General features: G+C 68.8%; 9 protein-coding genes and 1 pseudogene. 7 read left to right on the top strand and 3 right to left on the bottom strand.

Annotated elements, in window-relative coordinates:
- Both GJ632_RS13635 and GJ632_RS23855 read right to left on the bottom strand, forming a co-directional pair.
- Nucleotides 1-488, bottom strand: a pseudogene (locus GJ632_RS13635) (hypothetical protein); the annotation flags it as partial.
- Nucleotides 489-653: 165 nt separating this feature from the next.
- Nucleotides 654-1,499, bottom strand: a complete 846-nt coding sequence (locus tag GJ632_RS23855) for a CPBP family intramembrane glutamic endopeptidase (protein ID WP_343161181.1) — start codon at nt 1,497-1,499, stop codon at nt 654-656.
- Nucleotides 1,500-1,851: 352 nt separating this feature from the next.
- Here GJ632_RS23855 and GJ632_RS13625 point away from each other — a divergent pair, with 352 nt between their 5' ends.
- Complete coding sequence (locus GJ632_RS13625; RefSeq protein ID WP_191453246.1) at nt 1,852-2,631, top strand: SDR family NAD(P)-dependent oxidoreductase; 780 nt, start codon at nt 1,852-1,854, stop codon at nt 2,629-2,631.
- Here GJ632_RS13625 and GJ632_RS13620 read toward each other — a convergent pair.
- Nucleotides 2,628-2,816 (bottom strand): hypothetical protein, encoded by a 189-nt coding sequence (locus GJ632_RS13620; RefSeq protein ID WP_191453245.1) that lies wholly within the window; start codon nt 2,814-2,816, stop codon nt 2,628-2,630. The genes GJ632_RS13625 and GJ632_RS13620 overlap by 4 nt on opposite strands.
- Nucleotides 2,817-2,868: 52 nt before the next feature.
- Here GJ632_RS13620 and GJ632_RS13615 point away from each other — a divergent pair, with 52 nt between their 5' ends.
- From GJ632_RS13615 to GJ632_RS13590, 6 genes are all read left to right on the top strand, one after another.
- On the top strand, nt 2,869-3,825 hold the full coding sequence (locus GJ632_RS13615; RefSeq protein WP_191453244.1) for an NADPH:quinone reductase: 957 nt from the start codon (nt 2,869-2,871) through the stop codon (nt 3,823-3,825).
- 69 nt (nt 3,826-3,894) lie between these two features.
- The gene (locus tag GJ632_RS13610; protein ID WP_191453243.1) at nt 3,895-4,605 is read left to right on the top strand and encodes an SDR family oxidoreductase; all 711 of its coding nucleotides are present in this window, start codon (nt 3,895-3,897) and stop codon (nt 4,603-4,605) included.
- 302 nt (nt 4,606-4,907) lie between these two features.
- On the top strand, nt 4,908-6,290 hold the full coding sequence (locus tag GJ632_RS13605; protein ID WP_089807799.1) for a sodium-dependent transporter: 1,383 nt from the start codon (nt 4,908-4,910) through the stop codon (nt 6,288-6,290).
- 236 nt (nt 6,291-6,526) lie between these two features.
- A complete protein-coding gene (locus GJ632_RS13600) occupies nt 6,527-7,945 on the top strand; it encodes a sodium-dependent transporter (RefSeq protein WP_191453242.1) in 1,419 nt (472 codons plus the stop codon).
- A 103-nt stretch (nt 7,946-8,048) separates the two neighbouring features.
- The gene (locus GJ632_RS13595; RefSeq protein WP_231751562.1) at nt 8,049-8,885 is read left to right on the top strand and encodes a DMT family transporter; all 837 of its coding nucleotides are present in this window, start codon (nt 8,049-8,051) and stop codon (nt 8,883-8,885) included.
- Between the two features lie 1,029 nt (nt 8,886-9,914).
- Complete coding sequence (locus tag GJ632_RS13590; RefSeq protein WP_089807794.1) at nt 9,915-11,459, top strand: acyl-CoA carboxylase subunit beta; 1,545 nt, start codon at nt 9,915-9,917, stop codon at nt 11,457-11,459.
- The last annotated feature ends 130 nt before the right edge of the window (nt 11,460-11,589 follow it).

Genomic DNA, 11,589 nt, shown 5'->3' with positions numbered 1-11,589 from the left:
GTCTCGTCGACCGTCTTCTCCACCGTCTCGCCGACCGTCTCCTCCACCGTCTCACCTACTTTCTCTTCGACCGTCTTCTCCACCGTTTCGCCGACAGTCTTCTCGACGGTTTCGCCCACTTTCTCTTCGACTGTCTCGCCGACCGTCTCTTCGACCGTTTCACCGACTGTCTTCTCCACCGTCTCGCCCACTTTTTCGTCGACGGTCTTCTCGACGGTTTCGCCGACTGTCTTCTCCACCGTCTCGTTGACAGTCTCCTCCACCGTCTCGTTGACAGTCTCCTCCACCGTCTCCTTGACCGCCGTCGTCATCCAGTTCGGGTCGAAACGAGCCATCTTCCAGACGACGTGGAGGACGTAGGAGACCAGCACCCCGAACCCGAACGCCAATCCGACGACGTTTCCGGCGACGACGATGAGTCCGACCGAAATCGCGATCAACAGCCCGTAGGTCAGGTCGACGATGGAGTCGACGCGATTCGGGTTCACGGCTCACCCGGGCGGACGGCTTCCTGTCCGGAGAGAACGAACCGGAACTCGATAGGTGTGAAAAAACACATACAGGTGTTACGCTCCGCTCACGCAAGTAGCTTGGCAAAGCTACCTCGATTGGACGCGAGCGTCCGAACCGGTCGGAGGACACCGGTTTCGGGGTCACTCCGCCGACGGTTCTCGGCGGTCGTCGGAGTTCCCTCCGCGTGCGGTAGTCGGAGTCCATCGGGTCAGACGGTCACGTACCCGGAGGGGGCCATCTCGCCAGCGGACGTACGCCACGAGGAGTGCGCCGCCGACGGCGGCGAAGACGACGTGGACGAGTCCCTCCTCACCGACCCACGCGGCCGGCCCGACGAGTTCGAGGGCGACGAGTTCGGGCGTCGCCTGCGAGACGCCGAGGCCGAACAGCCCCTGCGTGTAGTTGTAGAACACGTGGAATCCGACCGGTAACGAGAGGTCGCCCGTGAGGACGTACACGGTACCGAACAGCAGTCCGGCTTCCAGGTAGTAGCCGTACTGCGTCGGGTCGTCGACTTTTCCGCCGTGGAGGGCGGCGAACACGAGCGAACTGAGGAGGACGCCGACGACCACGGCCGGCACCCGGCCGAGGGTGCTCTCCGCCCCCTCCGCGACGTTCTTCAGCATCGCGGCCCGGAAGACGAACTCCTCCCAACTCGCGGCGACGGCGACGAGGGCGAACGTCACCGCCGTCGCCGGGAGAAACGAGAGGACGCCCGGCGACTGCACGTACCCGGTGACGGACGCCCAGCCGGCGCCGACCGAGACGGCGAGCGCTCCGGCGTTGACGGCCGTTCCGACTCCCCCGGCGACGGCGAACGACTTCCACCACCGACGGTCGAGCGAGAGGCCGTACTCCGAGACCGGTCGCCGGTCGACCAGTCGCGCACTGACGAGGACGCCGGCGACGAGGATAGCCGACAGCCCCAGCAGTTCGAGCGGTTCGCGGACCGGATGCTCGAACCGTGCTCTGATTGCCGTCTGCACGACCGCGAGGGCGAGAAACGTCAGGACGAGTGGCAGAAACGCTCGTACCGGCGCGCGAAATCGACCGGCGTCGCGATTCCAGACCGGCCACACGAGGCCGCGTCCGAGCCATCGGAGCGTCCGCAGTATCGTTCGTTCCGTCGGTGGTTTCGGGGACACGTCCGGAACGAGTCCGCCCGACCACGTATCGACGGAGGTCCAGTCGCCGACTCGAAAATCGGGCGGTCACTTTTATCAGGCCCGACCGAATGTCGGCGGTCGGCGATGGGGCAATCGTGGGAGTCGGGCGACGAAGGTTGGGGAACGGACGGGTCGCACGACGACTTATGACGGGAGTCTGCGAACGCCCCACATGGGAGTTCTCGACAGGTTCAGACTCGACGGCGAGACGGCGATCGTGACCGGCGGCAACCGCGGCATCGGCCGGGCCATCGCGCAGGCACTCGCGGAGGCGGGCGCGGACGTGGTCGTCGCCAACCGGGACGAGGAGTCGGGACGCGTCGCCGCCGCCGAGATAGCCGAGTCGACGGGCGCGGAGACGCTGGCCGTCGCGGTGGACGTGGCCGACGAGGCGTCCGTGGAGGCGATGGTGGACGCGACGCTGGCGCAGTTCGGCGACGTGGACGTCCTCGTGAACAACGCGGGCATCGTCGTCCACGAGGGCATCGAGGAGATGACGCTGGCGGAGTGGAACTCGGTGATAGCGACGAACCTCACGGGCGTGTTCCTCTGCTCGAAGTACGCGGGCGCACCGATGGTCGCCGGCGACGGCGGGGCCATCGTCAGCGTCTCCTCGATGTCCGCGTACGTCGCCAACTACCCCCAGCGACAGGTGTCGTACAACGCCTCGAAGGGCGGCGTCGAGTCGTTCACCCGGCAGTTGGCCTCCGAGTGGGCCGAACACGACGTGCGCGTGAACACCGTCGCCCCGGGGTACGTCCGCACCGACAACACCGACCAGGCCGACGCCGTGGACCCGGACATCGACGAGGTGTGGATGTCCGAGATGCTGATGGACGACATCGCGCCGCCGGAAGACGTCGCGCCCACCGTCGTCTACCTCGCCAGCGACGCCGCCCGGTACGTGACCGGCGCGTCCGTCGTCGTCGACGGCGGGTACACGGTCCGCTAACCCGCCGCGTACAGTCGGACCAGACTGCACTCGGGGCAGACGTACGCCTGCACCTTCGAACCGGACCGACCGTGGAGGCGCGACCGGCCGGCGGCGTCCACCCGAAGTTTCGCGGCGTCGCTCGTCGTCTCGTGGGTCGCTTCGGCCATCGCCACCTCGCAGTCGGGGCAGAGTCGGTCGGGCACGGGTGAGTCTGCCTCGCCCTCCTTTATCAATCTCCGCGTCGAACCGCCGGCCATGCGCGCAGTCAGGTTTCACGAACACGGTGGACCGGACGTACTGACAGTCGAGGACATCGAGGAACCGGAACCGGGGCACGGCGAGGTGGTGGTCGAGGCGGGTGCCGTCGGCGTCAACCCGGTGGACACGTACTTCCGCGAGGGCGCGTACCCCGTGCCCGACCTCCCCTTCGTACCGGGGTCGGACTTCGCCGGCACCGTCGTCAGCGTCGGCGAGGGCGTCGAGGAGTTCGCGTTCGGCGACCGGGTGTTCGGCACCGGCCTCGGCAACGGTCGGTCGGGGACGTACGCCGAACAGGTGGTCGCGCCCGTCGAGATGCTCGCGCACCTCCCCGAGGACGTGGCGCTGGCCGACGCGGCGGCCCTCGCACTCGTCGGCACGACGGCGTGGCAGGCGCTCGTCCACCACGCGGACGTCGAACCCGGCGAGACGGTCCTGATTCACGGCGGAAGCGGCGGCGTCGGTCACGTCGCGATTCAACTCGCGGAGACGATGGGCGCGCGCGTCGTCGCCACGGCGTCGCCCGACCACCACGAGGCACTCGAAGAACTCGGCGCGGACGCCGTCTTCGACTACCGCCGCGACGACCTCGAACGCATCCTCTCGGAGGAGGGTGCGCCGGACGTGATTCTCGACACCCACATGGACCGCTACCTGCAGTTGAACGCGAACGTCGCGGCCGACGGCGCCCGCATCGTCGGCGTCGGCAATGACACCGCCGAAGGGGGCTTCGACGACATCGGCGTCACCAAGAGCAAGGAACTGCGCTACCAGTTCATGTCGATGTTCAACACCCGCGACCAGAGCGCCGTCCTCGCGCGCCTCGCCGACCTGTTGCTCCGCGGCGACGTCGCCCCCGTCCTCCACGAGACGTACAGCCTCGAAAACGCGGACGAGGCCCAGCGCTCCGTCCTCCACGACAGTTTCGTCGGGAAGTTGGTCCTCTCTCCCTGAGGCCCCACCGGACGCGACGACCCGACCGCTCGCCGGGGTGATTATGTTCCTCGACACCAACTGACACACATGGATGTCGAGTTCGACTTCGACGGACGCGTCGCCCTCGTGACCGGAGCCTGCGGTGCCCTCGGAAGCGCCGTCGTGACGGCGTTCCGCGACGCCGGGGCGACGGTGGCCGCGGCGGACGTGGTGGAACCGGACGACGAGGACTCACTGCTCGACGCGGGCGACGGCGTCGAGTTCTACCACGGCGACTTCACCGACGAGGAGGACGTCTCGCGCGTCGTCGAGTCCGTCGTCGAAGACCACGGCGGCGTCGACTTCCTCGCGAACGTCGCGGGGACGTGGCGCGGCAGCGACCCGATACACGAGACGGACGCCGACACGTTCGACTTCCTGTTCGACGTGAACCTGAAGACGATGTTTCTGGCCTCGAAACACGCCCTCCCGCACCTGCGGGAGGCCGAGGGCGCAATCGTCAGCGTCTCCGCGCGGTCCTCACTGGAAGGCGGCGAGGGCGACGGGCCCTACCGGGCGTCGAAGGCGGGCGTCCGCCTCCTCACCGAGACCATCGCCGAGGAGAACCTCGGCACCGTCCGCGCGAACGCGGTGATGCCCAGCGTCATCGACACGCCGATGAACCGCGAGATGATGCCCGACGCCGACCACGACGCGTGGGTCGACCCCGCGGAGATAGCGCGGACCGTGGTGGTCCTCTGCTCGGACGCGACGGGCGTCACCTCCGGCGCGGCCGTCCCCGTCTACGGCGAGGCCTGACCGGCCGGCACCGACGGAACCCCACCCGTCTCTGCCGGCGGACCCGACCGACTTCTGGCGTCGATACGGACGCTACCGGCGGAACCGTCCGACTCCCGGCGACGGACCCGACCGCGGGCCGGTGATTCGTTCCAAGGGGCAGAGAGAGCGAGAGACACTCACGCACATTTCGGCGCACCGATAGAAAACTACGAACGTTTCATGGCTATATGTATATCACGATAAGATATCTAATTTCTCTCGGAGTTTCGCCCGATTATCGTGCTGTTTATCACGTTCTCGTCTGGTAGAGGGAGACAGACATGAGCGAACGAGAGACGTGGGCGACGCGGGCGGGGTTCATCCTCGCCGCCGTCGGGAGCGCCGTCGGACTCGGGAACATCTGGCAGTTCCCGTTCAAGACGGCCGAGTTCGGCGGAGCGACGTTCCTCGTCGTCTACCTCGTGGCGGTGTTCGGAATCGGTCTCCCGGCGATGCTCGCGGAGTTCGTCGTCGGCCGCAAGAGCAACCTCAACACAATCGGCGCGTTCGAACGCATCGGCTACCGGAACTGGCGGTTCGTCGGCGTCCTCGGACTCCTGACCGGGTTCTGGATTCTGTCGTACTACAGCGTCGTCGGCGGTTGGGTGCTGCGCTACGTCGGCGGGAGCCTCACCGGCGCGTACTTCGGTGACGCGCAGGGCTACTTCGGCGCCATCTCGGCCGGCCCCGAGGCGATAGCGCTCCACGCCGTCTTCATGGCTCTCGTCGTCGGCATCGTCGCGTTCGGCATCCAGGACGGCATCGAGAAGGCGACGAAGCTGATGGTGCCGAGCATCCTCGCCATCCTCGTCGCCCTCGCCGTCTGGGCGTTCACGCTCCCCGGGGCGACGCCGGGCTACGCGTACTTCCTCTCGCCCGACCTGAGCCAACTCCGACTCACCGTCGACACCACGCCGTCGTTCCCGTGGCTGACGTTCGGCGGCCCCCTCGCCGCCATCATCCCCTTCGCGGTCAGTCAGGCGTTCTTCTCGCTGTCGCTCGGGATGGGCGCGATGATAACGTACGCCTCCTACATCGACGGCGACGAGAGCCTGTTCGGCGACAGCGCCACCATCGTCGTGTTCAACACGGCCATCGGCATCCTCGCCGGACTGGTCGTCATCCCCCTGCTGTTCGCGCAGGGCGTCGAACCCGGAAGCGGCGGCGCGGGCGCGCTGTTCATCAGCGTCGCCAGCGCGTTCGCCGACATCCCGTTCGGCCGCGTCGTCGGCGTCGTCTTCTTCCTCGTCGTCCTCGTGGCGGCGCTGTCGTCGGCCATCAGCCTGCTGGAAGTCGTCGTCTCCTACGCCATCGACAACTACCCCGTCTCCCGGCCGCAGGTGGCCGTCGGCCTCGGTTCGGCCATCTTCACCCTCGGCCTCCCCTCGGCGTGGGATACCGCGTGGCTGACGTGGTTCGACACGCTCGCGTACCAACTCCTGCTCCCGGCGTCGGTGCTGGGCATCCTCGTCTTCGTCGGCTGGGTGTTCGGCCGGCCGGGCGTCGAGGAACTGCTCCGCGGCACCGGCTTCGGTGACGGCGTCGGGTCGCTGTGGCTCTGGTTGGTTCGGACCGTCGTCTTCCTCGGCGTCGTCCTCACCCTCGCCCTCGGCCTGTTGACGCTGTTCGGCGGGGCCGACCCCGCCATCGTCCCGCCGCTCTGAGGCGCGGGACGGACGGGCGGGGCGGTAGTCGGCCCTCGCCTCGCGGCGGCGACTGTCGGCCGTCGGCCGGTCCGAACCGCGGAATCCGCTGCCTACGATTCTTCGACGAACGTGATATTTCGCTCTCGTTCGCCGGCGAATATTGACGGTTAGATGCAGCTATCGCCGTCATATTTGCCGTTTGATGTATCCTCGGTCCGAAAGTGCTTTTAGCGCGAGACTGGGACTGCGAGTCAATGACACGAGAGACGTGGGCGACTCGAATGGGATTCATCCTCGCCGCCGTCGGGAGCGCGGTGGGGCTCGGGAACATCTGGCGGTTCCCGTGGATAACCGCCGAGAACGGCGGTAGCGCGTTCTTGGCCGTCTATCTGGGCATCGTCCTCCTCGTCGGCGTCCCCGGCCTGCTGGGGATGTTCGTCGTCGGCCGCCGGGCGAAACGAAACCCGGTGGGCGCGCTCCGGTCCCTGTCGGGGTCCGACCGCTGGGGGCTCGCGGGCGGCTTCCTCGTCTTCAGTTCGCTCGTCCTCATCTCCTTCTACAGCGTCGTCGGCGGGTGGATTCTCCGCTACTTCGGCGAGAGCGTCCTCGGACTCGTCACCGGCACCGTCCCGTACTTCGCGAACCCCGGCGCGTCGTTCGGCGCGGCCTCCGCCGGCCTCGACGCCGTCGCCTTCCACCTCGTCTTCCTCGCACTCACCGCCCTCATCATCGTCGCGGGCATCCGCGGCGGCATCGAACTCGCCACGAAGTGGATGATGCCCGCCATCTTCGCCCTGCTCGTCGGCCTCGGCGTCTGGGCGTCCACGCAGGCGGGCGCGGCGGAGGCGTACGCGTTCTACCTCCGCTTCGACACCAGCGTCCTGCGAGAGAACTTCTTCGGCCTCCTCGGCCCGGCCGCCGGACAGGCCCTGTTCACCCTCTCGCTCGGCGTCGGGACGATGATAACGTACGCCTCCTACCTCGACGAGGACCGCTCGCTGCCGTTCGACGGCGCGAGCGTCGCCGTGCTGAACACCGTCGTCGGCGTCCTCGCCGGACTCGTCGTCTTCCCCCTGCTGTTCACGCTCGGCATCGAACCCGGCGAGACGGGCACCGGCGCGGGTGCGCTGTTCGTCGGCCTCGCGGGCGCGTTCTCCCAACTGCCGGCCGGCACGTTCGTCGCCACCGCCTTCTTCGCCGTCGTCGCCCTCGCGGCGCTCTCCTCGGCCATCAGCATCCTCGAAATCTCCGTCTCGTTCCTCGTCGACGAACACGGACTGCCGCGCCGCCGCGCCGCCGCCGTCGTCGGCGGAGTCGTCGCCGTCACCGGCTCCGTCTGCGCGCTCGAACCGAGCGTGTTCGGCTTCGTCGCCGGCACCCTCGTGGACATCCTGCTCACCGTCGGTCTGACCGTCTGTCTCGTCTTCGTCGGCTGGGTGATGGGCCGCGACGCCCTCACCGAGTTCCGGAAGGGCGCGGGCCCCGTCGGCCGGGCCGTCGCGACGCCGTGGCTGTTCGGCGTCGGCGTCGTCCTCCCCGTCTTCCTCGTGTTCACGCTCCTGACCACGTTCGGCGTCGACGGCGAAATCGGCTTCTGGCCCACCGTCGTCGCCGCCGTCGCCGTCGCCGTCGCCGCGTTCGCCGGCCTCCGCGGCGAGCGGTCGCTGGTCTGAGCGCGGCCCCCGCCGCTTCGTTCACTCCGCTCCTCTCCGCCCCGTCCCCCACCTCGACTGCTGGAATCAGCACGCTTTCGTCGCGCCCGGCGGACCGGAGGGTATGGACGCGCCCGCCGTTCCGCCCGTCATCTTCGCGCTCTCTCTCGGTCCCGCGGTGGCGTGGGGCTTCACGCCCGTCATCGAGAAACGCGCGCTCTCGAACGGCGGCCGACCGCTCCAGGCGGCGCTGACCGTCATCGTCGTGGACACGGTGCTGTACGTGCTCGCCCTCCTCGCCCGCGGGGAGGTGCCGTTCGTCGACCTCTCGGCCGGCACGCTGGCCGTGTTCGTCGCCGCGGGCGTCTTCGGCACCGCGCTCGGTCGCATCGCCATCTTCGCGGGCAACGCCCGCGTCGGCGCCAGCGTCAGCAGCGCCGTCGTCAGCGCCCGCCCCCTGTTCGCCACCGCCTTGGCCGTCGGCTTCCTCGGCGAACCCGTCGGACTCACCACCGCCGTCGGCGTCGTCGTCCTCGTCTGCGGCCTCGCGGCCCTCTCGGTGGCGAAGGGCGGTGACCTCGCCGGGTGGGAGACGCGCGACTTGCTCGTCCCCCTCGCCGCCGCCGTCTCGTTCGCCGTCGGCAACGTCCTCCGGCGCTACGGGCTCGGTGTCGGCGAGACGACGCCGCTGGAGGCCGTCGCGCTGAACGAGTTCGCGGCGCTCGTCGCACTGCTCGCTTACGTCGTGGCCCGCGGCCGTCGCGACGTGTTCACCGCGCCGCCGCGCACCTACCTCGTCTTCGCCGTCAGCGGCGCCTCACCGCCGGCGCGCTGCTCGCCATGTTCACCGCGCTGTCGATGCCCGCGGGGCGCGTCGCCCTCGTGGACCCGCTCATCGCCACGGCACCGCTGTTCACCACCGTGTTCTCGTACTTCCTGCTGTCGGACCTCGAACGGGTGACGCGCGGCATCGTCGTGGGCGCTCCTCGTCGTCGTCGGGGCGGCGCTCGTCACGGTGTGAGCGTCCGCAGAATCGGTCCGCCCGGGCGCGGTGGCGACGCTACGCCCCGTCGTCCGCCGCGCCGCCGGTCTCCCCCGCGTCCAGCGCCGTGCGTCGTAGTACTCCGCCTCGTCGGGGACCGCGACGCGCGCGCTGATCTGCCTGTGTTCGTCCGTCCCGAGGTCGGACTCGCGGACGAGGACGCGCCGCCGCGGGTCGTGGTCCGCGTCGTACAGCGTGAGGCGAACGACGCCGTCTCGCGGGTCGTCCTCGTTCACGAGGGTCGCGTCGAGCGTCGCCGTCTCCGCGTCGTACCGGCCGACGGAGGCGACGCGTTCGCCGTCGCCGTCGCGCAGTTCGGGGCCGGAGACGGTGAGCGTCTCGGAGGCGTCGCCCCGCGAGTCGCGGTACGTCTGCAGGCGGTTCTCGATGCCCTCCGCGTACCGGTCGGCGTCGCCCGAGAGGCGTTCGCGCATCGCGGCGACCAGTCCGTCCAAATCGTCCACCAGCGACGCGCGCGACGTCTCGCCGTCTCTCGCCTCGTACTGGTCGAGGAGGGCTCGCGTCCGTTCGAGTTCGTCCGACACGTCCGCGTCCGCGTCGCGTCCGATGCGGTCCAGCGAGTCGCGCACGTCGAGGACCGGCGGGAGTTCGCCGCCGCCCTCGCCGCCTTCGCCCGCGGCGTCGGGACGCTCGTCGTCCGTCGGGTCATCCTTCGGCGCGGGGTGACTCGTCAGGTCGCCGTCGCCGTGTTCCGAGCGGTCGGTCACGTCCGACTCGCGGGTGTCGGCGTCGTCGGGAGCCATGCCCGGTGCTACCGGCGGCCGTCGCCTAAGCGTGATGGCGGACGTTCGCGGCGGCGAGAACGGGGCGCACCGGCCCCGACGGTGCGTACGACGAACGTCGAACCCTGTCTTGCCGTATTGCGGAAACACTTTTGCACCCCGTACGGACGTTCGTGACAATGACTGCAGGTGGTCTATCGTGACGATGGAGGACCGCATCGAGGAACTCCGCGAGAAACGCGAGCGTGCGCTGAAAGGCGGCGGCGAAGAGCGCATCGAGTCCCAGCACGAGAAGGGGAAGATGACCGCCAGAGAGCGCATCGACTACTTCCTCGACGACGGGACGTTCAACGAGTTCGACCAGTTCCGGACCCACCGGAACCACAAGTTCGGGATGGAGGAGAAGCAGTTGCCGGGCGACGGCGTCGTCACCGGCTACGGCGAAGTCGACGGCCGCAAGACGTTCGTCTTCGCCCACGACTTCACAGTCTTCGGCGGGTCGCTGGGCGAGGTGTTCGCCGAGAAGGTGTCGAAGGTGATGGACAAAGCCGTCGAAGTCGGCGCGCCCATCGTGGGCCTGAACGACTCCGCGGGCGCCCGCATCCAGGAGGGCGTCCAGTCGCTGGGCGGGTTCGGCGAGATATTCAGGCGGAACACCGAAGCCTCGGGCGTCGTCCCGCAGATTTCCGCCATCATGGGGCCGTGCGCCGGCGGGGCCGTCTACTCCCCCGCCATCACGGACTTCACGTTCATGGTGAAGGACACCAGCCACATGTTCATCACCGGCCCGGACGTCATCAAGACAGTCACCGGCGAGGAGGTGACGTTCGAGGAACTCGGCGGGGCGCAGACGCACGCCTCCACCTCCGGCGTGGCACACTTCGCGTGCGACTCCGAGGAGGAGGCCCTCGACCAGATTCGACTGTTGCTGTCGTACCTCCCGCCGAACAACGTCGAGGACCCGCCGCGCGTCGAACCGTGGGACGACCCCGAACGCGCCGACGAGTCGCTGGAAACCGTCGTTCCGGACGAACCCCGGAAGCCGTACGACGCCCACGACGTCATCGACGGCGTCCTCGACGAGGGGTCGTTCTTCGGCGTCCACGAGGACTTCGCGAAGAACATCGTCGTCGGGTTCGGCCGCCTCGACGGCCACTCCGTCGGCGTCGTCGCCAACCAACCGCGCGTCAACGCCGGCACCCTCGACATCGAAGCCTCGGAGAAGGCGGCCCGCTTCGTCCGCTTCTGCGACGCGTTCAACGTCCCCATCGTGACGTTCGTGGACGTGCCGGGGTTCCTGCCGGGCACCGACCAGGAACACGAGGGCATCATCCGCCACGGCGCGAAACTGCTGTACGCCTACTCGGAGGCGACGGTGCCCCTCCTGACGGTCATCACGCGGAAGGCCTACGGCGGCGCGTACGACGTGATGGCGTCGAAGCACCTCGGCGCGGACGTGAACTACGCGTGGCCGACGGCCGAAATCGCGGTGATGGGCCCGCAGGGCGCGGTGAACATCCTCTACAGCGACGAGTTGGACGCCGCCGAGGACCCCGAGGCGCGCCGCGACGAACTCATCGAGGAGTACCGCGAGGAGTTCGCCAACCCGTACACGGCCGCGGACAGGGGGTTCGTGGACGACGTCCTCGAACCGACGGAGACGCGCGCGCGACTCGTCGAGGACCTGGAGATGCTCCGGTCGAAGCGCAAGTCCCTGCCCGACAAGAAGCACGGGAACATCCCGATATGAGCCGCGTCGAGGAGGCGAGCCTCACCATCCCGGAGACGGCCGACGAGGACGAGGCGGCGGCCATCGCCGCCGCCGTCGCCGCGCACCTCCGCGACAGGGAGGCCGCGGCCGCCGCGGCCGCCGCCGAGGG

Origin of the sequence: Halogeometricum sp. CBA1124 (assembly GCF_009741955.1) — an archaeon.
GTDB classification, from domain to species: Archaea; Halobacteriota; Halobacteria; order Halobacteriales; family Haloferacaceae; genus Halogeometricum; species Halogeometricum rufum.
Note: the sequence above shows the minus strand (reverse complement) of the source record. Positions and strands in the feature narration are given on the sequence as shown.